The organism is Microbacterium imperiale (genome assembly GCF_017876655.1).
In the GTDB taxonomy this organism is placed as follows: Bacteria; Actinomycetota; Actinomycetes; order Actinomycetales; family Microbacteriaceae; genus Microbacterium; species Microbacterium imperiale.
The window spans coordinates 1,071,892-1,093,872 of sequence record NZ_JAGIOK010000001.1 but is presented as its reverse complement, the minus strand read 5'-3'; the positions used below and the strand labels follow the sequence as shown (position 1 = coordinate 1,093,872).

The 21,981-nt window shown below is 71.1% G+C and carries 18 protein-coding genes; 11 read left to right on the top strand and 7 right to left on the bottom strand.

The features are described from left to right. The first annotated feature begins 7 nt into the window (after positions 1 to 7). From JOF37_RS05460 to JOF37_RS05445, 4 genes are read left to right on the top strand one after another with little or no spacing between them, the layout of a single operon-like run. Positions 8 to 1,894 (top strand): glycosyltransferase, encoded by a 1,887-nt coding sequence (locus JOF37_RS05460; RefSeq protein ID WP_210005838.1) that lies wholly within the window; start codon positions 8 to 10, stop codon positions 1,892 to 1,894. Positions 1,895 to 1,933: 39 nt separating this feature from the next. Continuing rightward, entirely contained in the window at positions 1,934 to 4,018 is a 2,085-nt protein-coding gene (locus JOF37_RS05455) for an acyltransferase family protein (protein WP_210005837.1), read from the top strand. A gap of 43 nt (positions 4,019 to 4,061) precedes the next feature. Then, positions 4,062 to 4,853: an ABC transporter permease gene (locus JOF37_RS05450; RefSeq protein ID WP_210005836.1), complete on the top strand. Its 792-nt coding sequence runs from the start codon at positions 4,062 to 4,064 to the stop codon at positions 4,851 to 4,853. Next, positions 4,853 to 5,596: an ABC transporter ATP-binding protein gene (locus tag JOF37_RS05445; protein WP_210005835.1), complete on the top strand. Its 744-nt coding sequence runs from the start codon at positions 4,853 to 4,855 to the stop codon at positions 5,594 to 5,596. The genes JOF37_RS05450 and JOF37_RS05445 overlap by 1 nt, the downstream gene beginning before the upstream one ends. Before the next feature lie 2 nt (positions 5,597 to 5,598). On the opposite strand, the gene JOF37_RS05440 is transcribed toward JOF37_RS05445, so the two are convergent. From JOF37_RS05440 to JOF37_RS05420, 5 genes are read right to left on the bottom strand one after another with little or no spacing between them, the layout of a single operon-like run. Then, positions 5,599 to 7,479 carry a glycosyltransferase gene (locus tag JOF37_RS05440; RefSeq protein ID WP_210005832.1) on the bottom strand — a complete coding sequence of 627 codons (1,881 nt, stop codon included), beginning with the start codon at positions 7,477 to 7,479 and terminating at the stop codon, positions 5,599 to 5,601. Positions 7,480 to 7,495: 16 nt separating this feature from the next. Further along, positions 7,496 to 8,464: a glycosyltransferase gene (locus tag JOF37_RS05435; RefSeq protein WP_271174820.1), complete on the bottom strand. Its 969-nt coding sequence runs from the start codon at positions 8,462 to 8,464 to the stop codon at positions 7,496 to 7,498. Positions 8,465 to 8,474: 10 nt separating this feature from the next. Then, positions 8,475 to 9,821 (bottom strand): O-antigen ligase family protein, encoded by a 1,347-nt coding sequence (locus tag JOF37_RS05430; protein WP_210005830.1) that lies wholly within the window; start codon positions 9,819 to 9,821, stop codon positions 8,475 to 8,477. After that, positions 9,818 to 11,266: an O-antigen ligase family protein gene (locus tag JOF37_RS05425; RefSeq protein ID WP_210005828.1), complete on the bottom strand. Its 1,449-nt coding sequence runs from the start codon at positions 11,264 to 11,266 to the stop codon at positions 9,818 to 9,820. The genes JOF37_RS05430 and JOF37_RS05425 overlap by 4 nt, the downstream gene beginning before the upstream one ends. A gap of 50 nt (positions 11,267 to 11,316) precedes the next feature. Next, entirely contained in the window at positions 11,317 to 12,726 is a 1,410-nt protein-coding gene (locus JOF37_RS05420) for an O-antigen ligase family protein (RefSeq protein WP_210005827.1), read from the bottom strand. Between the two features lie 82 nt (positions 12,727 to 12,808). Between JOF37_RS05420 and manA the strand changes: the two genes are divergently transcribed. The 4 genes from manA (at position 12,809) to JOF37_RS05400 (ending at position 18,767) form a co-directional block, all read left to right on the top strand. Continuing rightward, complete coding sequence (gene manA, locus JOF37_RS05415; protein ID WP_210005826.1) at positions 12,809 to 13,984, top strand: mannose-6-phosphate isomerase, class I; 1,176 nt, start codon at positions 12,809 to 12,811, stop codon at positions 13,982 to 13,984. Positions 13,985 to 14,130: 146 nt separating this feature from the next. Beyond that, positions 14,131 to 14,451 (top strand): WhiB family transcriptional regulator, encoded by a 321-nt coding sequence (locus tag JOF37_RS05410; RefSeq protein ID WP_210005822.1) that lies wholly within the window; start codon positions 14,131 to 14,133, stop codon positions 14,449 to 14,451. Positions 14,452 to 14,541: 90 nt separating this feature from the next. Then, positions 14,542 to 17,382, top strand: coding sequence for a glycosyltransferase (locus tag JOF37_RS05405; RefSeq protein ID WP_210005821.1), 2,841 nt, complete (start codon positions 14,542 to 14,544; stop codon positions 17,380 to 17,382). Further along, complete coding sequence (locus JOF37_RS05400) at positions 17,379 to 18,767, top strand: DUF5719 family protein (protein ID WP_210005819.1); 1,389 nt, start codon at positions 17,379 to 17,381, stop codon at positions 18,765 to 18,767. The genes JOF37_RS05405 and JOF37_RS05400 overlap by 4 nt, the downstream gene beginning before the upstream one ends. 9 nt (positions 18,768 to 18,776) lie before the next feature. Here JOF37_RS05400 and JOF37_RS05395 read toward each other — a convergent pair whose 3' ends face one another. Then, positions 18,777 to 19,217 (bottom strand): metallopeptidase family protein, encoded by a 441-nt coding sequence (locus tag JOF37_RS05395; RefSeq protein WP_210005818.1) that lies wholly within the window; start codon positions 19,215 to 19,217, stop codon positions 18,777 to 18,779. Positions 19,218 to 19,317: 100 nt separating this feature from the next. Here JOF37_RS05395 and JOF37_RS05390 point away from each other — a divergent pair, with 100 nt between their 5' ends. Then, positions 19,318 to 19,524, top strand: coding sequence for a DUF3499 family protein (locus JOF37_RS05390; RefSeq protein ID WP_178013449.1), 207 nt, complete (start codon positions 19,318 to 19,320; stop codon positions 19,522 to 19,524). Between the two features lie 24 nt (positions 19,525 to 19,548). On the opposite strand, the gene JOF37_RS05385 is transcribed toward JOF37_RS05390, so the two are convergent. Further along, positions 19,549 to 20,412: an RDD family protein gene (locus JOF37_RS05385; protein WP_210005816.1), complete on the bottom strand. Its 864-nt coding sequence runs from the start codon at positions 20,410 to 20,412 to the stop codon at positions 19,549 to 19,551. A 16-nt stretch (positions 20,413 to 20,428) separates the two neighbouring features. On the opposite strand from JOF37_RS05385, the gene JOF37_RS05380 reads away from it, so the two are divergent. Further along, positions 20,429 to 21,424: a stage II sporulation protein M gene (locus JOF37_RS05380; protein ID WP_210005812.1), complete on the top strand. Its 996-nt coding sequence runs from the start codon at positions 20,429 to 20,431 to the stop codon at positions 21,422 to 21,424. A gap of 71 nt (positions 21,425 to 21,495) precedes the next feature. Then, positions 21,496 to 21,927: a Fur family transcriptional regulator gene (locus JOF37_RS05375; RefSeq protein ID WP_210005810.1), complete on the top strand. Its 432-nt coding sequence runs from the start codon at positions 21,496 to 21,498 to the stop codon at positions 21,925 to 21,927. Positions 21,928 to 21,981: the final 54 nt, after the last annotated feature.

Sequence of the window (21,981 nt, the reverse complement as noted above, 5' to 3'; positions counted from 1 at the left end):
GAAGAACATGTCCGATTCGCAGCGTCTCGTTCCCGTCAACCGCGTCGTCTTCCCGGTCGAGGGGGTGGGAGAGGTCTCCGCTCTCTACGTCGACACGGGATCCGGCGACGGCTCGCAGCCGGGTGAGGCATACGAGATCCTCAGCCGACGCTCGATCCGCGTCTTCGCCCACAAGCGCGTGTCGCTGAGTACCTTCTTCAATGCCTTCGCGGCGAGCTACTGGCAGCGGTGGACGACGGTGCGCGATGTCCGTCTGCGCGTTCAGGTCGAGGGAGAGGGACTCCTCTCGGTCTACAAGTCGAGCGCTCGCGGACGTGCCTCAGCCGTCGCGTCGCAGCAGTTCGAAGGCGGTGTCGTCGAGTTCGATCTCCCCATCCGATCGTTCGTCGACGGCGGTTTCTACTGGTTCGATATCGCCTGCGCCCAGAGCGAGGCCACGCTGGTCTCGGCGGAATGGCTGATCAGCGTTCCCGAGGACTGGCAGGGCGGACGCACGACCGTCGGGATCACGACCTTCAACCGGCCGACGTACTGCCTGAACCAGATCCGCGCGGTCGGTGAGAACGCGGACGTCCGCGACGTGCTGGACCGCCTCGTGGTCATCGACCAGGGCACCGATCTGGTGTCGGAGCAGCCCGGTTTCGCCGCGGCGGCAGAGCCGCTGGGCGAGCGGCTCGTCATGCTGCGTCAGCCGAACATGGGTGGCTCGGGCGGCTTCTCGCGCGCCATGCTCGCATCGCTCGAGTCCGACGACAGCCAGTACGTCCTTCTGCTGGACGACGACGCGATCTCAGAGCCGGAAGCCATCGTGCGAGCTGTGCGCTTCGCCGATTTCGCCGTCACGCCGACGATCGTCGGGGGCGGCATGCTCCACCTGGATGAGCGCGCCGTGCTCTACACGCAAGGTGAGGTGTGGGATCCGGCGCGGTCCTGGATGGCGCCGTCCGGGCAGAGCGAATACGACCACGATTTCGCCGAGGACACTCTGCGCGAGACCCCGACTCTCCACCGTCGGTTGAACGCCGATTTCAACGGCTGGTGGATGTGCCTCATCCCCACCGCCGTGCTGCGCGAGATCGGCCTCTCGCTGCCGGTGTTCCTGAAGTTCGACGATGTGGAGTTCTCCCTCCGGGCGGCGCAGCACGGCTTCCCGACCGTGTGTCTGCCGGGTGTCGCCGTGTGGCACCTCGCGTGGCACGATAAGGACCCGACGCGGACGTGGGAGGAGTACTTCATCCACCGCAACCGCATCATCACGGGTCTGCTCCGCTCGGATGTGGCGCGTGGCGGTCTGCTGCCGCTCCACTCCTTCCTCGGCGACCTGAAGCTGCTGTTCATGCTCCAGTACTCGACGGTCCAGCTCAGGTACCAGGCGATGGTCGACGTCTTCTCGGGACCGGCGCGGCTCCACGAGTGGCTCGGGACGAAGAATCAGCAGGCTCGGGAGATCCGGACCGACTTCGTCGACGCGCGCGTCGTCGAGGAGCTCTCCACCCTTCCGCCGGTGCGGCGATCCTCGCGGGCGATCCTGGGACCGGTTCGCCGGCCGACGAACCCCTTGGCGACGATCGCGCTGGCGCTGCGGGTCACCTTCCGCCAGCTTCTGGTGAAGGAGACCGCGGGGAGCCGGCGTCATCCCGAGCGCATCATCCCCGCGCCGGACATCAACTGGTGGCGCTTCGCGGACATCGACTCGGCGCTGGTCACGGCTCCGGATGGGATCGGTGTCGCGTGGTATCAGCGCGACCGCCGAGTCATGCGTCGTTACCTCGTGCGCAGTCTCATCATGAACTGCCGCCTCGCTCTTCGCTGGGCGAAGCTGACGCGGAAGTACCGGGACGAGATCCCCGACCTCGTCTCCCCGGAGGCGTGGAAGAAGACGCTCGGCGCGTGAGCGTCGCCGCTCTTCGTTCTCAGAAAGCGTAGGAAGGGTATGCAGTCCCCGAGCGCGGGTGTGCGCGTGCGTCACCGCGCGTCGCGTCCATCCGTCTCCGCCGCGCCGGGCGGTCACCGGCACGACCTCGACGGCCTTCGCGCCATCGCCGTGCTGCTGGTGGCGGTCTACCACATCTGGGTCCACCGTGTCTCGGGCGGCGTGGACGTCTTCCTCGTGCTCTCCGGCTTCTTCGTCGGAGGGAGCCTGTTGCGTCGTGTGTCCGCCGGACAACCGCCGGCGATGGGGTCGTATCTGCTGCGCATCGGCCGGCGACTGCTGCCGCCCCTCCTCCTCGTGGTGGCAGTCGCGCTCGCCGCGAGCGTCCTGCTCCTGCCCTCCAGTCGGTGGGGAGAGGTCGCGCGCCAGGGGCTCGCGTCGATCTTCTACGTCGAGAACTGGTACCTGGTCTCGGCCGGACGCGACTACGGCGCCGCCGACATCCTGAGCTCTCCCTTTCAGCACATCTGGTCGCTGTCGGTGCAGGGCCAGCTCTTCGTCGCCTTGCCGCTTCTCCTGCTCGCGGTCGCCGCGGTGGCGCGTCGGATCGCGCCCGGCGACGTGGCGCGCATCGTGCTGCTGACGGCCAGCGTCGCCGCGGTCGCCTCATTCGTCTATGCCGTCGTCTCGGTGCGGATCGACCAGGGGGCGGCGTACTACGACACCTTCGCGCGGGCCTGGGAGTACCTCGCCGGGGCGGTGGCCGGAGCCACTCTCTCTCGGACCGCCGGGGGAGAGGCTTCGACACGTCGCCGCACCATGATCGCCGTCGCCGGCTGGGTCGGGTTCGCGGCCATTCTCGCGACCGGGTTCGCCGTCGACGGTCTGCAGCAGTTCCCCGGGCCGGCCGCACTCGTCCCGGTCGGCGGCGCCCTTCTTCTCATCCTCTGCTGGCGGTCGCCCTGGGCGCCCGCGCGGCTCCTCGCATGGCGGCCGCTGTCCGAGGCGGGTCGCTACGCCTACGCGTTCTACCTGTGGCACTGGCCCGTCCTGGTCTTCGCGATCGAGGTCCGCGGTCGCGCCGAGGTCGGATGGCTCGCCGGCAGCGCGGTGCTCCTCGTCTCGGCGGCGCTCGCCGTCGTCACGCATGTCTGGATCGAGGACCGCAAGCCGGCGCGGGAGCTCGGCACGGCGCGCGCGCGACGCAGCGCGGTCACGCTCGGGGTCGCCGTCGCCGTGGTCGCCGCGCTGCCGCTCGCCTGGATCGTGCGTCTCGAGGTGCAGCGGGTGAACTACGCCGACGCGGCGATCGATCTCGATCGCCACCCAGGCGCCCTGGCGGTCGCTTACCCTGACGTGTTCTCGTGGGACCCGCGCGCAGGCATCATCCCGCAACTCGACATCGCGGACCAGGACAAGCCCCGCGCGGTCGCCGACGGATGCGGCAACATGTCGACTGAGGTGGAGGTGTGCTCCTACGGCGATCTCGAAGCCGACCGAGTGATCGTGATGGCCGGCGGTTCGCACACCGAGCAATGGATCGACGCTGTGGCCGTCGAGGGCGAGCAGGCCGGCTTCCGCGTCGACGTCATGATCAAGTGGACCTGTGAGCTCATCGACGGACTCGATGGCGTCGAGTTCTTCACCGAGCTGAACCCGGAGTGCGAACCCTGGTCGGCGAATGCGCTGACCGAGCTGGTCCGGATGCAGCCGGATGCCGTCTTCACGACCTGGACTCGCCCCTCGGATCTGCCCGAGGGCCCTCGCGAGGCGGTGCCGGCCGCTTACCAGCGGGCGTGGGAGACCCTGAGTGCCGCGGGCATCACCACCCTCGCGATCCGCGACAACCCCTGGACGGGAACCGACACCGTCGGCTGCGTGGCCGAGAACCGGGACGACCCGTCGCCGTGCGGCGTCGTCGCCGCCGACTTCCTCGACGTGGAACCGCCCGCGCCCGTCGCCGCCCCGGGTGGCGCCCCGGTTCTGCCGGTGGACATGACCGACATCATCTGTCCCGACGGATGGTGCCCGTTCGTTCAAGGCGGTCGGCTGGTCTACCGCGATCAGCACCACCTCTCCAACAGCTACGCGCTGTCGACGTCGCCGATCCTGGCGGGGCGGATACTTCCGCTCCTCGGCTGGTGACGCCCGCGACGGGCGCGCAGACAGCGCCCGTAGGATCGATGCTGTGAGTCCTGCCGTCGTCGGCGCCCCCGGATCGCCCCGGCGCTACTTCCACTCGTTGTGGCTGCTGTCGGCGCGCGATCTGCGGGTGCGGTACTCCACGAGCGCTCTCGGGTACCTGTGGTCGGTGCTCGATCCGCTCGTCATGAGCGGCATCTACTGGTTCGTCTTCACGCAGGTCTTCCAGCGCGACGTCGGCGAGACGCCCTACATCGTCTTCCTCATCACGGCGCTGCTGCCCTGGGTGTGGTTCAACTCCGCCGTCACCGACTTCACCCGTGCGTTCAATAAGGATGCGCGGCTCGTGCGATCGACCTCGATCCCGCGCTCCATCTGGGTGGGCCGCATCGTGTTGAGCAAGGGCATCGAGTTCCTCTTCTCCATCCCGGTCCTCGCGCTCTTCGCGATCTTCGGGGGCGCCACCGTCAACTGGGGTCTGCTGCTGTTCCCCGTCGCGGTCCTCCTGCAGGTCGCCTTGCTGGTCGGACTCGGTCTCATCGTCGCGCCGCTGTGCGTCCTGTGGGGTGACCTCGAGCGCACGACCCGACTGGTGCTGCGGGCACTGTTCTACGCGTCCCCGATCATCTACGGCGTGGCGGATCTCCCGGGCGTGTTCAAGGAGCTCGGCGCGTTCAATCCGCTGGCCGGCATCCTCACCCTCTACCGTGTCGGGTTCTTCCCGGATCAGTGGGACACGCTCGCTGTCGTCGTCGGGGCCGTCTCGAGCATCCTCGTGCTGGTGCTCGGAGTGTTCGTCTTCCGCCGGCTGGAACGCCCGGTCCTGAAGGAGCTGTGATGCAGCCGCTCGCGATCGAGGTGCGTGACCTCGGCGTCCGTTTCCGGCGCAACCGTCGGGGACGGCGCAACCTCAAGGACCTCTTCGGCGGGTCCTCTCGGCGCAGCCGTCCCGGCGAGTTCTGGGCGCTGCGCGGGGTGACGTTCTCCGTGACGCCCGGGGAATCGATCGGCGTCGTCGGTCGTAACGGACAGGGCAAGTCGACGCTGCTCAAGCTCGTCGCCGGGGTGCTGCTGGCCGACGAAGGATCGGTCGACGTGAACGGCGGCGTGGCCCCGTTGATCGAGATCACCGGCGGATTCGTGGGCGACCTGACGGTACGCGAGAACGTGCGGCTGACGGCGGGCCTGCACGGGATGTCGAAGGCCGAGGTGAACCGTCGGTTCGACGACATCATCGACTTCGCCGAGATCGGCGACTTCGTCGATACGCCGTACAAGCACCTCTCCAACGGCATGAAGGTGCGCCTGGCGTTCTCGGTGGTGTCGCAGCTCGACGAACCCATCCTGCTGGTCGACGAAGTCCTCGCCGTCGGCGACCGCGCGTTCCGCGCCAAGTGCTACAAGCGCATCGACGAACTGCTCGCGGAGGGGCGCACGCTCTTCTTCGTCAGCCACAACGAGAAGGACCTGCGCCGCTTCTGCACCCGCGGTCTGTATCTCGACAGGGGCGGGCTCGTCCTCGACGGTCCGATCGGCGATGTGCTCGATCGATACAACGCGGACTACAACAGCGCCTCCTGACGTCAGGGCTCGCGCTGCGGAAAGTGCTGCTCCCACGCAGCCGGGGAAGTCGTGTCGGCGAGGGCGTCGCGATACCAGCTCGACAGCTTCGGCCATTCCCGCCGGAGGCGAGCGTGCTGGCGGATGCTGGTGCGCAGCATCGCCCGGAACGCGGTTCGGTCTCGCACGTAGACGTTGCGTCCGGATCCGTCTGCGGTCGCGACGGTCGCGCTGTCGAGCCGCCACATGCGCCACCACACCGCATCCTGCTTCGCCAGCTCGACCGCGGCGCTCTGCGCTGCGCTCGGCTTCACGGGGATCACGGCGTGGCGGAGGAGGCCCGCCACGGTGAGCAGCGCCAGCCGCCAGCTCCTCGGCGGACTCGGTGGCACCGAGCCCTGCCTCCGCGACAGCCCGCCATCGGGGCTGGAGCGGGTCTCCGGGAAGTCCCCAGCCAACGCCCGAGCTGCGGGCATCGCGTCGGCGAGACCACTCGCCATGGCATACGGACCCGCGAAGACATCTCGGAGCGCTCGCTGGCGGAGCGCGACCGGGTAGTACTGCATCAGCATCAGATGCTTGAGGTCGACCCGGCGGCTGTGGCGCAGAAGCGTGCCCCCGCGCGGGCTCCGCGAATGCAGGAGCGCCGTCACAATGCGGTTGCGCGCGTGGAAGTAGGCCTGCCAGTCCGTCGTGTCGTCCTTGCCCACCCACGAGATGTGCCAGATCGCCACCCCCGGCACCGATAAGGTCCGGTAGCCGGCATCGCGTGCGCGAAGGCAGTACTCGGCATCGTCCCACTTGATGAAGACGGGAAGCGGCAGCCCGATGCGGCGGATGATCTCGACGGGGATGAGGCACATCCACCATCCGTTGTAGTCGGCGTCCAGACGCTGGTGGAGCTCGGGAGTCTGACGAAGATTCGCCACGGCGAAGTCGTGCGGCATCCGATCCTGCTGGACGGGTCGCCACATGAAGGGGGCATCGTCGACGACCTCCGCCCACGCATGCAGGCGGGAGCGCTTCAGCAGGTCGAACATGTGAGCCCCGACGATGCTGGGCGTGGTCGTGTAACGCCCGAAGACGATCGAGCGGCGGAGGGATTCCGGCTCGATGCGGACATCGTCGTCGAGAAGCTGGACGAAGTCGCTCTCGGGGCGCTGCAGCGTCTCGTACATAGCGCGAGCGAAGCCGCCGGATCCACCGAGATTCGGCTGAGCGATGATCTCGAGGGTCCCCCCGAGACGATCGGCGATGTGGCCGAAGTCGGGCTGCGCATCGACTCGGTCGGTGCCCTGATCGATGAGGAACACGCGATCGACGAGTTCGAGCAGCTCGGGGGCCGCCGCAAGCGCGCGGAGGGTCTCGACGCAGTAGTCCGGCTTGTTGTAGGTCGTGATGCCCAACGACGCCTTCCCCCGTCGGACGGGCGCCTGCTCGGTGGTCCACTCGGCGCCGAGGAGCCGGGCGTCGTCCTCGCCCGCCGCGATGTCGAACCAGATCCACCCGCCGTCGTTGTACGCGTCGAGCGTCAGGTCGAACACGCTCGTCGCCTCGTCGACCGCCTCGTGCCTCGCCAGGCGCCGGGGCACGCCGGCCCCGTCCGAGCGGTAGACGAGGATCGTCACCGGACCGGTGGAGTGGACCTCGAGGCGCACGTTCCGCACCGGCGTCCAATGCTGCCAGTACGAGGCGGGGAAGGCATTGAAGTAGCTGCCGAACGACAGCCGTGTGCCGGCGGCGATCCGGACCTCGGACCGGCTCGAGATGTGCGCGACCGCGGGGGAGGGTGCATGGGCGGGATCACCGTCGGGCGCGGTCAGGACCTCGGGATCGATGTAAAGCGGCGCCAGGGCGGGATCGCGGTCGAGGGGGAGCACGACGCGGTGGAGCAGGTGACGCATCCTGTGCCTTCGCCGACTACGCGGCCGGCTGATCGATCAGCGGCTGCATCGGCTGCCACGACCGGTCACGGGCGATGCGGCGACCGTCGCGGAGGCCGCGGAACAGGTGCGAGGTGCCGCGGACGGTCCGCTCGACGGCGAGGAGCCGGATGAGCTCCTTGCCGAAGGTCAGCGTCGTGCCCAGGCCGAACAGCACCGGGTTGTAGGCGCCCTTCGCCCGGTAGTACTGCTTGATGTGCGCGCGATTGCGCATGATGTAGTACCGGTACGCGTCGCTCGAGGCGTTCATGTGGCGGATGCCCATGTCCCACTGCCGGATCTCACGCGTGCGGCGCAGCACGAACTCGTCCACGATGACGGACGTCGTGATGCGCGAGGCGAGCCAGCCGTACAGCTGGTCGTCCCAGTAGATGAAGAATCGCGGGTCGGGCAGGCCGATGCGGGCGACGATGTCGCGGTGGATGAACATCCCCTCGAAGCAGCCGGAGTTCATCTCCTTGTACCCCGACGCGTCGAACCCCGCGGGAGCGAAGGGGATGGGGATGCCCATGCGCTCGGCGATGCGGTACTGCCAGTAGAACTCGCTGCCGTCGTAGTCGTACCGGCGACCCTGGATGCTGCGGAACCGCGGCGCCCAGCGCCCCATCTTGGCCAGTCCATCGGGGATGACCTCGACATCGTCGTCCATGAGCCAGATCCACTCGGAGCCGAGCTCGTAGGCGACGCGGACGCCCTCGCTGAATCCGCCGGAGCCGCCCGTGTTGGTCGCGAGGCGCCGGTACACCAGCTCGGTGCCGAGGCGGCTGCGGAACGACTCGACGACCTCGGTGGTGTCGTCGGATGACGCATTGTCGATCACGATGACGCGCCCGGGCCGAGGCTCCATGCGGATGATGCTCTCGAGCAGCCGCGACAGGAGCGCGGACCGGTTGAAGGTGACGACGACGATGGCTGCCGAAGACGGATCGAAAACCTGCGCGCTCACCGGCCCGATCCTACCGTGCGATGCGGTGAGTTCCCGTCGTGGTGTTGTCGGGACCGCCGCTCGCCGCGCCGGGCGAGCGGGGTGCGTCGCCGATGCGCTCGCGCCACGACTTCGACTGGCCGGCGCGCAGGGCGCAGAGCACGAGCATCAGCCAGCCGTACCCGTGCAGCGTGAAGCTCTCGAAGAGGGAGTCGACGAGCAGCGTCACCAGGATCAGGGGCGTCCAGGCGTAGAGGATCGACCGCCGCTCGCTGGCGACGAGCCAGGCCCGCCCCAGGGCGAGGCCGGCGAAGACGATGAAGATCAGCAGGCCGACCCATCCCAGCTGCAGGACGACGTCGACGTAGGCGCTGAGCGCCGACGTGTGCCGGTCGTTGAGGGCGTAGTTGACCGCGTTGAACGGGAAGTCCACGCGAGACCACGGACCGAACCAGCCCCACCCGCGCACCGGCTCGAACCGCACGAAGGATGCCACCTGCGCCCAGAGCTCGGCGCGGATCGAGAAGTCGGTTCCCGCCCCGATCCAGGCGATGATGCGTTCGCGCAGCAGGTAGCCGGCCATCGCGCCGACGACGACCGTCACGCCGAGAGCGAGCTGCACCGAGCGCCGGATCCTGCGCGGCGCGCGGCGGACGGCGCCGAGGGCGGCGGTGGCGACGGCGGTCGCGACGGCCAGGACGAGGACGGTGGGGGAGTCCGAGAAGGCGGCGAGGAGCGCCGCGAGTCCCGCCGAGTACAGCGACAGCCCCGGCCGCACCGAGACGGTCCGCCACTCGACGTAGAAGGTGATGAGCGCGAGGACGGCGATGAACCCGAGCGCGTTGCGTGTGCCGAAGATGCCCTGCACGGGCCCGAAGAAGGCGATGTCTCCCTCGATGCCGAGGAACGTGAAGGGGATGTCGAAGAACACCCCCGACAACAGCTCGAGGGCGAGCGAGAGGGTCAGCAGCATCCGGAACACGTCGGCGAGGGCGCGAACCGTCTGCAGCGTGTCGCGGGTGTTGCCGATGACGACGGCGAGGAAGGCGATGGCGGTCAGCTCGAGCCAGCCGCCCAGGGTTCCGCGGGTGTCGGTGGTCCACGAGATGCTCGCGAGCGCCCAGCCGAGGAAGAGCAGCAGGGTGGTCGGCGCGACCCGCACGAGGGTGAGTTCGCGGCGGCGCACCACGAGGACGGCCGCCCCGATGAGGCAGAGCCCGGTGATGACGGTGAGGTAGGTGACCCGGCCGGCGGTCCGCTCGATCAGGTGCTCGGCGAACACGGCGGCCAGGGCGGCGTGCGCGAACGCCTGCGCGAAGGCCGCGGAGTCGAGCGTCCGGACGAGCCACGAGCCCGAGAGCGCCGGCGGTGTGCTCACGACCGGGTCTCGCCGGCCGAGACGGAGTCGAGCGACACGGCGCCCTCGAGCGGCCAGGCTGCCGCGAGCGTGGAGCGGCGTCGCGGCGGGGTCCCGCGCACCGTCGCCGGGGCCTGCTTGATCGCGAAAGCCAGCATGACGAGCAGGAACCAGCCCCAGTTGAGCAGGGGAGAGGACTCGGTGATGCTCTGGACGAGCAGGATCGTCGCGACGAGCGCGGGAATGAGCAGCAGACGCGAGCGGGGCTCGGGGCTGTCGCCGGGCTTCGGGACGCGGCCGAGCGCGAGGAACCACGCGCGCCAGGTGAACACCCCGAGCGCGACGGCGAAGAAGAGCAGGCCGACGACGCCCAGCTGCATGGCGACGTCGTACCACGTGCTGTGGGCCTGCATGACGGTCACTCCGCGATCGATGATCCACCCGTCGAAGAACGGGTCGGTGGGCACCCACGGTACCGAGTAGCCCCAGCCGATGAGCGGGCTCTCGGCGAACCGGGCGCCGACGGTCGCCCAGATCTCCTTCCGACCACTCAGATCGGACGAGCGACCGAGGAGCTCGAACAGGTCCTCGCGGAACACCCACAGGGCCCCGATGATCGCCGCGCCTGAGAAGGTGAAGACGACGTAGAGCACGCGGCGCGTCCGCTCCGTGCGCGCCCGGCGCATGAGGAGCACGACGATGACGACGATCACGATCGCGAGGGCGCACATCGCGGCGGTCGCCGACGAGCCGCGCCAGAAGCAGAACACCGCGACCGCGGTCCAGCCCACGAGGGGGCCGCGCGGGGCGGCTCGGGTGTTCAGCTGCAGGCCGAACACCACGATGCCCAGCAGCGCGATGTAGGCGAGCGAGTTCGCGTTGCCGAAGATGCCCTGGATGCGGTCGTCGGTGAACAGTTTGTCGCGCGACCAGAACATGATCGGGTCGCCGTCGAAATCGGCCCCCGGTCGAACGAAGTGCGGGAGGATCGGGCCGCGCCAGACGAGCGACACCCACAGCTCGAAGCCGATCGACAGTCCCAGCATCCATTTCACGGCGGTGGCGATCGCCTCGATGATCTGGCGTCCCGTCAGCACCGATGCCACGAAGAGCGCCTGCGCCGTCGTCGCCAGCAACAGGGCGAGGGTCGTGAGGGTCGCCGCCGGCCATTCGGTCCAGAGCAGCGACGCGACGGCCCACCCGACGTACGCGAGGGCGAACCACGGCAGCCGGCGCCAGGGGCGGCGGGGCCGCAGCACGATCCACATGCCCGCCGACACGAGAGTCGTCGCAGCCACGACCAGGGCCGAGCCCGTGACGCCGATCGCCATGAGCCAGGCCGTGCCGGCCATCGACGCAGCGATGAGGAAGGCGCACCATGCGCGCACGACGCGCACCGGGATGCGGCGACGCGATGCGGGAGGGGGCACAGCGGCCCCGACCCGCGGGTGCGTGTGAGAGGCCATGATGCTCTCAGGGTAACCGGCGGGCCGCCGCGAGCCCGCTGAGCGCGGGCTCAGGAGGACCGCTCGGGGAAGCCGTCGCCCTGCTCCATGTCGAGCCGCTGCTCGGCGGGGCCGCGCCCGACGAGCGGGGCCTGCTTGATCTTGAACGCGAACAGGACGATCAGGAACCAGCCCCAGTTCAGCAGCGGCGCGGACTCGGCGATCCCCTGCACGAGCAGCACCGTCGCGACCAGCGAGGGCACGAGGGTCAGCGCGGAGTACGGGCGGTCGGCGACGAGATCCCACCGCGGCCGGTCGACCGCGAAGAACCAGGATCGCCAGATGAAGGCCAGCAGGGCGAGGGCGATGAGGGCGACCCCGACGAACCCGAGCTGCAGCGCGACGTCCAGCCACATGTTGTGGGCCTGCATGACGCTGACGCCGTGGTCGACGATCCAGCCGTCGAAGGCCGGATCGGAGGGTACCCAGGGTGTGGAGTAGCCCCAGCCGATCACCGGTCGCTCGGCGATGCGCTCGCCGACGGCATCCCAGATCCGCTGCCGGCCGGTCAGGTCGGGGGTGCGCCCGAGCAGCTCGAAGACGGTGTCGCGCGCGAGCCACAGCACCGCGCCGCCGAAACCGGCAACCGCGACGTACATGACGTAGAACCGCGTGCGCTCTCCCGGTCGGCGCGCCGTGCGCATGAGCAGGATCGTGGCGAGCACGACGGCGACGGCGACGGCGCAGACCAGAGCGGTCGCGGACGCCGCACGCCAGAACAGGAACAGCGCCAGCGCGGTCCACAGCGTGAGCAGGAACTTCCGCGGCGCTCCCGATGCGAGGCGCACGAGGAACACGATGAGGGCGAGGAGCGCGACGTACGCGAGCGGATTCGCGTTGCCGAAGATCCCCTGCAGCCGACCGCCGGTGAAGAGGTTGTCGCGCGACCACAGCGTGATGGGGTGTCCGTCGTAGGACTCGTCGGGACGGACGAAGCCGGGCAGCATGTCGCCCCGCCAGATCAGCGACACGTAGAGCTCGAACAGGATCGACAGGCCCAGCATCCACTTCAACGCCGCGGCCAGGACCCGGAGGATCTCGCGCCAGGTGAGCACGGCGCCGACGAACATCGCCTGCAGCGTCGTGGACACCAGCAGCAGGAGCGTCAGCTCCGTCGCGCCCAGCCACTGCGACCAGAGCATCGACGCGACCGCCCACGCGACGTAGGCGAGGGCGAACCAGGGAAGGCGTCGCCATTGCACGCGCGGTCGCAGGACGACCCACAGGATCGTCGAGACGACGCCGGTGCCGACCACGACGACCGCCGAGCCGACGGGGCCGACGGCCATCAGCCAGCTCGTGCCGGCGATGGACGCGGCGACGACGAAGACGCACCAGGCCCGCAGCAGCAGGTGGCCGGTGGACTCCCGCACGGGGGCCGTGGGCGGCGCCGAGACGGGGTGACGGGAGTGGACGGCCATGGTGCACACAGGGTATCGCGCGTGGCCGGCCTATCCCGGGCGCGGGCCCGCGCCCGCCCGGCCCGCGTCCTAGGCTGGTGGCGTGCTGATTCCGATCTCGAACTCCGCCCGGGACTACGCCTGGGGTTCCGAAACGCTCATCGCCGAGCTGCAGGGGCGCGAGCCCTCGGGGACGCCCGAGGCCGAGATCTGGTTCGGCGACCACCCGGGCAGCCCGTCGCGCGTCGACGACGGCACCGGGCGGCCGCTCGACCGAGCGCTCGCCGAGGTCGGCGTCCCACCGCTCCCGTACCTGCTCAAGCTGCTCGCGGCGGGGATGTCGCTGTCGATCCAGGCGCATCCCTCGCGTGATCAGGCGGCCGAGGGATTCGCTCGGGAGGAGCGGGCGGGTGTTCCCCGGGATGCCGTCGAGCGTCTCTACAAGGACGAGAACCACAAGCCCGAGATCATCGTCGCCCTCTCGGAGCGCTTCCGCGCCCTGGTGGGGCTGCGACCTCTCGCCGCGACCCGTCGCCTGCTCGCCTCGCTGCCGGAACGACCCGGGGTGCGAGCGCTCGTCGCCGCGCTGGAGCCGGTCGACGGCGAGGATGACGCCGCGGTGCTCCACCGCGTCATGGGGTGGGTGCTCTCGGGCGAGGCGACCGAGGTGGTGGACGACCTGGCGGCGGCGCTCGCTGCGTCCGGCCCGGACGTCGACCACGAGGCATCCGAGTTCGCCGCCGAGCGCGACGTGCTGCGCCGGATCGCCGACCAGTTCCCGGCCGACGCCGGCCTGGTCGTGGCGACGCTCATGAACCTGGTGGAACTGGCGCGGGGCGAGGCTCTCTTCGCGCCCGCGGGCGTGCTGCACGCGTACCAGGACGGGCTCGGGGTCGAGCTCATGGCGGCGAGCGACAACGTCCTGCGCGGCGGTCTCACGCCGAAGCACATCGACGTCCCCGAGCTGATGCGCGTCGTCGACACGAGCACGGGCGCGGCGCCGATCGTCGAGCCGGACGAGATCGCTCCGGGCGTCTTCTCCTATGACGCCGGGGTGCCGGACTTCCAGCTCGTGCGCGTCGAGGCGACCTTCGAGGCCGTCGCCGAGATCCCCCTGACCGGAACCGCGATCGTGCTCGCGACATCGGGTGACGTGGTCATTGAGGCGGGGGATGACCGTGTCGAGCTGGTGCCCGGCACGGCGGCGGTGGTCATCGGCGCGTCGGTCGCGATCGGGGGAGCGGGCGAGGCGTTCGTCGCTCAGCCGGGGCGTCCCTGATATCCGCGACACGCCGACGAGGGCTCGCAAAGGTTAAACACCCGCTTGAGGGTTTACGATCCGCGACTTGACCGGAGCGAATCACACGGGTGTAATTAATGCGAGACACGCGGACCGCGTGCCGGCCGGCGAGGAGGGAACACGATATGACGGCATACCGTTCGGGCGTTCCCGACAACTGGTTCGTCGATCCGGTCAATCTGGGTGTTCCCGGGGTGCGTCGTGTCGACGCGGCCGACGACGACAACGCGCTCGCGTGGCAGAGCGACGCGCTGTGCGCGCAGACCGACCCCGAGGCGTTCTTCCCCGAGAAGGGCGGTTCCACCCGCGACGCCAAGCGGATCTGCACCTCGTGCGACGTCCGGGGCGAGTGCCTCGAGTACGCGCTGCAGAACGACGAGCGCTTCGGCATCTGGGGTGGCCTGAGCGAGCGCGAGCGTCGCAAGCTCAAGCGCCGCGCGGGCTGACGGCAAGGGCCTCCGCCGGCGGTCTTTCTCGGCGAACCGCGTGCCCGGTGTCCGCGACCCACAGATGGTCAGCTTAGGCTGGGGCCCGTCATGCCCGCCCGAGTACACGCGCTTCTTGTCGTGCGTCCCGATGGACGCGCGCCCGCGGCCTACCATCTCTCGCGCACGCTCGCCGCGCTGCGCGAGCAGACGCGCGCCGTCGATGCGCTGACGATCGTGCTGTGCGGCGCTGACGACCGGCTGCGCACGCTCGCCGAGGAATCGGGCGCGGAAGCGGTCATCGCCGCTCCGGCGCGCACGGGGTTCGCGGCGGCGCTGCGGCTGGCCTCGCGCCGCATCGATGGTGACGCCGTGTGGCTTCTCGCGCAGGATGTCGCACCGGAGACCCCCGCCCTCGAACGCCTCGTCGCCGCGCTCGAGACGGCGCCGTCGGTCGCCGTCGCCGTGCCCAAGCTCGTCGAATGGGACGATCGCAGCCGCATCGTCTCGCTCGGCCGCTCGCTCACGCGCCTCGGGGCCGCCGTGGGCCTCGCCGACGGCGAGCACGACCAGGGCCAGCACGACGCCGCCGACGACGTGCTCGGCGGTGACGTGCGCGGCCTGCTCGTGCATACGGCGGCGTGGCGCGAACTGGAGGGCGTCGACGAGGCGCTCGGCGGCGCCGACGAAGGACTCGACCTCGGCGTTCGCGTGCGCCTCGCGGGCGGCCGGGTCGTCCTCGCCCCCGGTGCGCGCATCGCCGTTGCGCACGACGGTGTCGCCGGCCCGCCCGCGCCGCACTCGACGCGTGCCCGGGCCCGCGCGGCCCACGCGGCCCGCGTCGCCCAGCTGCATCGCCGGCTGGTCTATGCCGCGCCCCCGCTCGTGCCGCTGCACTGGCTCTCGCTGCTGCCGCTCGCGCTCTGGCGCTCGATCCTCCACCTCGTGGGCAAGCGTCCCGCGCGCATCGGCCCGGAATGGTCGGCGGCGTTCACCGCGCTCGTGAGCCTCGTGTCGGTGGTCCGCGCTCGCTCGCGCATCGCCCGGCACCGACGAGCCTCGTGGGCTCAGCTCGCGCCGCTGCGTGTCAACACGCGCGTCATGCGGCAGCGCCTCATCGAGGACGAGCCCGCCGGCACCGGGCCGCGGCGCACCGACCTCGGGTTCTTCTCCGGCGGCGGAGCGTGGGCGGTCCTGGCGGCGCTGGTCGTCTCGGTCGCGGCCATGCCGGCGGCGCTCAGCTGGCCCTCGATCGGCGGCGGCGCCCTCGCGCCGCTGGCCCCCACGGTCGCGCGACTGTGGGACGAGGCGACGGGCGTCCAGCGCCCGCTCGGGTGGGACACCATCGGACCGGCCGACCCCTTCAGCGCGGTCGTCGCCGTTCTCGGCACCCTCTCGCCGGCGGAGCCGTCGCGGGCGCTCGTCGTGCTGTGGCTGCTGGCGTTGCCCCTCGCCGTCCTCGGCGGGTGGTTCGCCGCCACCCGCCTGACCGAGCGTCCGACGCTGCGCATCGTCGGCGCCGTGCTCTGGGCGCTCGCGCCGGCATTCCTGGTCGCGCTCGGCGATGGGCGGCCGGCCGCCGTCATCGTCCATCTGGTGCTGCCCTGGCTCGCGTTCACCGCCGCGGCGGCGCACCGCTCGTGGGGCAACGCGGGAACGGCATCCATCCTCCTCGCCGTCGTGCTGGCGTGCTCGCCCGTGCTGGCTGCGCCCGTCGTCGTCATCTGGATCTGCGCGGTGGTGCTGGCGATGGCGTTGCGCGGACGCCGCGCCGGGTTCCGATGGCTGTGGATCCTCGTGCCCTCGCTCGCGCTCTCGGCACCCCTCGTCATCACGCGGCTGCTCGCTCGCGACCCGTGGTCGCTGCTGGCCGATCCCGGTGTGCCGTGGACCGGCCCGCGGGTCGCGGACGGCGTCCTGGGGCGGGTGCTGCTGGCCACCGGGTTCCCCGCCGACGCCGGGTGGTCCGCGTTCACCGGCGCGGCCGGCCCGCTCTGGTGGCTGCTGCTCTTCACCGCTCCGGTCGTCGTGCTCGCGCTCGCCGCGGGCGCCTCGTCCCGCCGCTTCGTCGGCATCGTGCTCCTCGCGATCGCCGGTCTCGGCGTCGTCACCGCGGTCGTGACGACCGGTGTGTCGGTCTCGATCGATACGACGACGCCGATCTCCCTGTGGCCCGGAACGGCCGTCAGTCTCGCTTGGGTGGGATTCGCCGGCGGCGCGCTGCTCTCGCTCGACAGCGTGGTTCCGCTGCGCGCGGTTCGGACGGTCGCGGCGAGCATCGCCGTCGCGGGCCTCGTGGTCGCGGCGGTGCCGACGCTGCTCGGGCAGGCGCGAGACATCGCGATCGTCGGCCGCGGCGAGGCGACCACCCTGCCCGCGTTCGTCGCCGCCGAGGGCGCCGGGCGGCCGGGCCTGGGCACGATCATCCTGACGCCGACGAGCGGCGGTGTGGCCGTCGACGTCGTCTGGGGCGGCAGCGCGACGCTCGGCGGGCAGTCGACGCTCGTGACCGCGCGCACCCGGCTGACCGAGGGTGACGAGGCCGCCGCGCAGATCGCCGCCGATCTGGTCACCGACACCGCGAACGACGTGGTCGGCGAGCTCCGCGAGCACGGGGTGGCCTTCATCCTCGTGGCGCCGGAGGTCGAGGGCGAGGCGCCCGAGGCGCGCACGACCCGCCTGGCCGCGGCCACCGCGCTGAACAGTCGTGACGGACTGGATGCCGTCGGCGCGACCGATCGCGGCGAGCTCTGGCGTCTGTCGGGTGACGTCCCGCCGCGTTCCGACGCCCCGGCCTCGGCGCGGGCCGCGACGAACGCGGCGTGGACCGGCATCGCCACGGTCTTCGCGATCGCCCTGCTGCTCGCGCTGCCGACGCGGGGGAGCCGCTCCGCCTCCCGCGCCGTGCCTCGCGTGGTCGGCCTGCGGGAACTGCGGAGGAGAGAGCGATGAGCGTACGCCTGACCGTCACCCGCTCGATCGTCGGCGCCGTCACGGCCGCGGTCGTGGCCGGCGGCATCGGGATCGCCGTCGTCGCCCCGTGGCCGACGACGGCGCGTGAGCCGATCGGGCTCGACGTCGTACCCGAGGCCGCCCGCTCCGTCGCCGCGTGCGACGGGCCGCTGCTGGTTCTCGGACGTGACGAGAGCGCTCCGGGGGCGATCACCGAGGCGGCTGCCGCGGCCGTCGTGTCCGCGGCCGACGGCCCCGCTCCGACCGAGACGTCGCTCGCGACGCCCGACCGAGCCGACACCGGTTCCGCGCCGGCGGCCTTCACCGCCGACCCGTCCGGCGGTCGCCCGACCGACCTCGCGGCGGCATCCGCGTCAGTGCTCGATGACGCCGATCTGCGCGGTCTGAGCGTTTCCGCCTGTACCCGGCCCGCCATGGAATCCTGGCTCGTCGCCGGATCGGCGGCCACCGGTGCGAGCGACATCGTGCTCCTGACCAACCCGGGCGACGTCGCCGCCACGGTCGACCTGCGGGTCTACGGAGCCGACGGCGCGCAGGATCCCGTGGCCGGGCAGTCCGTCGTCGTCGCTGCGCGCACGCAACGCGCGGTGCCGCTCGCTGCCCTCCGGCGCGGTGAGGAGAGCCCGGTCGTGCGTGTCACCGCGGCCGGCGCGCCGGTGCGCGCCTCGCTGCAGTCCGCACTGACCCGAACGCTCATCGCGGGCGGCGTCGACCAGGTCTCGGCGGCGGCGCCGCCGGCGACCACCCAGATCATCCCGGCCGTCGACGTGACGGTCGCGCCCGACTCGGGGTCGTCCGCCGGCGGCATGTCGGTGCGTCTGCTCGCCACCTCCGCCGATACGACCGCCAGCGTCGTCGTGCGCTCCGTCGCCGACGGCGCCGTCGTGTCGCAGCAGGACGACATCGCATTGACCGCCGAGCACCCGCTCGAACTCGAGGTGACGGGCATGCCCGTCGGTGACTACACCGTCACCGCGACCGCCGCGCAGCCCCTCGTCGCCTCGGCGTGGACGTCGACCGACATCTCCGCGCCCGCCGACTTCGCGTGGGCCGTCGGCGCACCGGCGATCGATGCTCCGACGCTCGTCACGGTGGCGCGAGCCCCCGGCCCGACGCTCACCCTCGCCGCGGCCTCGGATGCCACGGTGACGCTCACCCCGCTCGCGGGCGGCGACGCGCAGACGGTCGAGCTGCGCGCCGGGCAGTCGCGATCGGTGACGGTGGCGGCGGGTCAGACGTATCGCGTGGACCCCGGCTCGGGCGTCGTGCACGGCTCGGTCGGCTTCTCCGCGGCCGGTCAGATCGGCACGTACCCGGTCTTCGGGTCTGCCGCCGCGGCGGCGGAGCTGACCGTCTACCCCTGACCGGCGGGGTCAGAGGAACCGGAAGCGGTCGGGGCCGAGGTCCCAGGGGTCGCGGTCGAGGTACTCCGCCGCGGCTCGGAAGACGCAGCTTTCGACCATCATGCGCCGGTGCAGGTCGTCATTGCGGTGCAGTCGGTTCAACCGCTCGATGGGCAGCCGGTAGAGGATGATGCGCTTCTCGTCCGAGAGCACCCGCCAGCGGGGGATGCCGTCCTCGTCGCTCTCCGCCGGCATGCCCGCGACCTCGAAGCGGACATCGCGCAGCTCGGGCCACGCGCTGCGGAGGAACTCGGCGGCGGTGCCCACGGAGAGGTCGAAGCGTTCCGCCCGGGTCTCGAGTGCCGGCAACGGGGGGCGGACGACCGGACTGCGGTCGTCGCGGCCGTGTCGACCGTGCCGCGAGGGCCGGCTCCGTCGAGGCGGAATCGGGCGGGAACGGCGCCGGATCATGACGCCCATCCTATGCGCGCTCACGCGGGAGTGAGGGTGCGGGCCGCCAGCGCGGCGCGGCATCCCGTCGTCCTCGCGCCGCGGGTCTACCGTGGAGAAGATGCGCGAGAGACTGTGTTCGAAGGTGGGCTGCGCCCGCGAGGCCGTGACGACCCTGACCTTCGATTACGGCGACCAGATGGCCGCGCTCGGCCCGCTCGGCGGTGGCACCGACCCGCACGCGCACGACTTGTGCGCGATCCACACCGACCGGCTGTCGGTGCCCAAGGGCTGGGTCGTCATTCGGCACGAGACGCTGCGCGTCTGACCGACGCCGTCGCACACGCCGGGCTCACCCGACCGGCGGCGTGACCGTCCCCCGCTCGGGGAAGCCGCGCGGGAACTCGCCTGCGGCATTCGCGAGGGCCGAGGCGCGCTCGTCGACACGGCGCAGCGCGGTGTACTCCCGGTCGCGGCGGAGGGCCACGACCGCGCGGACGAACGTCTCGGGGTCTGCCGCCGGCACGGGCGACACGAACGGGCTGACCTCCGCCGCGACCGCCGCGGCGGCGCGCAGCCGCGCGGCAGGGTCCATGGCCGCGGCGGAGCGCGCGAACTGTCCCGCGCGTCGGGCGACACGGTCGGGCAGGCGCGCCACATCGGCGACGGCCGCCCATTCCTCGAGCTCGGGCGGCACCGGTCCCGCCGGAGCGGGCAGCTTCGGCGCGCGCGTGCGCTCGCAGTAGGTTCCGGCGACCATGTCGCCGAGCCGGGTCGAGCGCGGGGTGAAGGTCGCCACGACACCGGCCAGCGCACCGAAGGTGAACCAGATCTCGAGCACGCCGAGCAGGGCCCGGATGAACGCCTGGCGGAAACCGGTGGCCCCGCCGTCGTCGCGGACGATGCGGCCGCCGACAGCGAGCTTGCCGAGGCTGCGTCCGCGCGAGAGGGTCTCGACCGCCGTCGGGATCACGACGAGCACGAGCACGAGCATCGTGATCGTCACGATCGGCGAGAGCGCGTCGAGCTGCAGGCCGCCGACGAGCCGGTCGCCGACGAGGAAGAAGAGCACCAGCAGCGCGACGCCGCAGAGCACGTCGATGAGAGCGCCGAGCGCGCGGAGGAAGAATCCCAGGGGCTGGACATCGAGCGCGACCGCCTCGCCCGTGAGGATCTCGTCCTGGCGGATCTCGACCGTGGCGGCGTGGGTCGTCATGGGTACAGTTAAGCAAATGGACCTCGACGCCCTGGTCGCCGCCCGTCGCGCCGAATGGGAGCGGCTCGATGCACTGAGCCGCACCCGCCGTCTGACGAGCGATGACGTCGACGAGCTCGTGGCCCGCTACCGCGCGGCATCCGCTGATCTCGCCGACATCAAGACCTCGGCCGGCCGGAGCGTCGAGGGCGATCGGCTGTCGATGATCCTGTCGCGGGCCCGTCTGCGACTGACCGGCGCCCCCGAGAACGTTCTGCGCCAGATCCCCCGCTTCTTCCTGCAGCAGCTGCCGGCGGCGCTGTACCGCGTGCGGTGGACGACCCTCGTCGTCGCGCTCGTGTTCGTCGCGATCGCGACGCTCGTGGCCTTCTGGGTCTCGGGCGACCCCGCCGCGGTCGCCGCGCTCGGCTCGCAGGCGCAGCTCGAGCAGTACGCCGAGAATGACTTCACCGCCTATTACAGCGAGAACCCCGCCGCCGTGTTCGCCGGAACCGTCTGGACCAACAACGCCTGGATCGCGGCACAGTGCGTCCTGTTCGGCATCACCGGCCTGTGGCCGGCGATGGTGCTGATGCAGAACGCCGTGAGCATCGGCCAGGCCGCCGCGATCCTGATCTCGTTCGACCGTGGCGACGTCTTCCTCCTCCACATCGCGCCGCACGGCCTGCTCGAGCTGACGTGCATCTTCGTGGCCGGGGCAACCGGATTCCACATCTTCTGGGCGTGGATCGCGCCCGGACGGCGCAGTCGCGGAGAGGCGCTCGCGGCCGCCGGCCGCTCGCTCGCGACGGTGGCGATCGGCCTCATCATCGCGCTCGCGCTCGCGGGTCTGGTCGAGGGGTTCGTGACCGCCCAGCCGTGGCCCTGGCCGGTCAAGATCGGCATCGGCGCGCTCGCGCTCGGCGTGTTCCTCGCCTACATGCTGGGGCTCGGGCGGGTCGCCGCACGCAGCGGCGAGACGGGCGACCTCACCGAGTACGAGGCGGGCACACCGCGTCTGGTGGTCGGCTGACGGGATGCCGCATCCGGCCGCTCTTCGCTCCTTCATTTGAGTCGATCAAAAGAAGCGGATAGGGTGGTGGCATGACGATCACGAGCGCTGCCGAGGCCATCCGCGCCTCCGGACTGCGCGTGACCGACTCGCGCACCGCGGTGTACGGCGCGTTGCGTTCCCGCCCGCACGCGAGCGCCGACGAGATCCTCGCCGACGTCGCCGGAGACCTGCCGCACGCCAGCCGCCAGTCGGTCTACAACGCGCTCAACGACTTCGCCGATGCGGGCCTGGCCCGGCGGATCGAGCCGGCCGGACGCTCCATGCTGTTCGAGCTGCGCGTGGGCGACAACCACCATCACCTCGTCTGCACCGGATGCGGCCGCGTCGAGGACGTCGACTGCGCCGTAGGTCACGCCCCGTGCCTGCACCCCTCCGACGGCCACGGCTTCGAGCTCGTCTCGGCCGAGGTGACGTACTGGGGACGCTGCGCCGACTGCGCGGCGGCATCCCGCGTCTCCTGACGCTTCCGGTCTACCGACCGGCCACGAACTCACCCGACCCCTCTCTCCCGAAAA

Excerpts from the sequence above, each read along its gene's own strand:
- JOF37_RS05425 (WP_210005828.1), bottom strand. The coding sequence starts at position 11,266 with ATGGCCTCTCACACGCACCCGCGGGTCGGGGCCGCTGTGCCCCCTCCC.
- JOF37_RS05455 (WP_210005837.1), top strand. The coding sequence starts at position 1,934 with ATGCAGTCCCCGAGCGCGGGTGTGCGCGTGCGTCACCGCGCGTCGCGT.
- JOF37_RS05395 (WP_210005818.1), bottom strand. The coding sequence starts at position 19,217 with ATGATCCGGCGCCGTTCCCGCCCGATTCCGCCTCGACGGAGCCGGCCC.
- JOF37_RS05440 (WP_210005832.1), bottom strand. The coding sequence starts at position 7,479 with ATGCGTCACCTGCTCCACCGCGTCGTGCTCCCCCTCGACCGCGATCCC.
- JOF37_RS05460 (WP_210005838.1), top strand. The coding sequence starts at position 8 with ATGTCCGATTCGCAGCGTCTCGTTCCCGTCAACCGCGTCGTCTTCCCG.
- JOF37_RS05400 (WP_210005819.1), top strand. The coding sequence starts at position 17,379 with ATGAGCGTACGCCTGACCGTCACCCGCTCGATCGTCGGCGCCGTCACG.
- JOF37_RS05380 (WP_210005812.1), top strand. The coding sequence starts at position 20,429 with ATGGACCTCGACGCCCTGGTCGCCGCCCGTCGCGCCGAATGGGAGCGG.
- JOF37_RS05385 (WP_210005816.1), bottom strand. The coding sequence starts at position 20,412 with ATGACGACCCACGCCGCCACGGTCGAGATCCGCCAGGACGAGATCCTC.
- JOF37_RS05405 (WP_210005821.1), top strand. The coding sequence starts at position 14,542 with ATGCCCGCCCGAGTACACGCGCTTCTTGTCGTGCGTCCCGATGGACGC.
- JOF37_RS05375 (WP_210005810.1), top strand. The coding sequence starts at position 21,496 with ATGACGATCACGAGCGCTGCCGAGGCCATCCGCGCCTCCGGACTGCGC.
- JOF37_RS05445 (WP_210005835.1), top strand. The coding sequence starts at position 4,853 with ATGCAGCCGCTCGCGATCGAGGTGCGTGACCTCGGCGTCCGTTTCCGG.
- JOF37_RS05390 (WP_178013449.1), top strand. The coding sequence starts at position 19,318 with ATGCGCGAGAGACTGTGTTCGAAGGTGGGCTGCGCCCGCGAGGCCGTG.
- JOF37_RS05410 (WP_210005822.1), top strand. The coding sequence starts at position 14,131 with ATGACGGCATACCGTTCGGGCGTTCCCGACAACTGGTTCGTCGATCCG.
- JOF37_RS05420 (WP_210005827.1), bottom strand. The coding sequence starts at position 12,726 with ATGGCCGTCCACTCCCGTCACCCCGTCTCGGCGCCGCCCACGGCCCCC.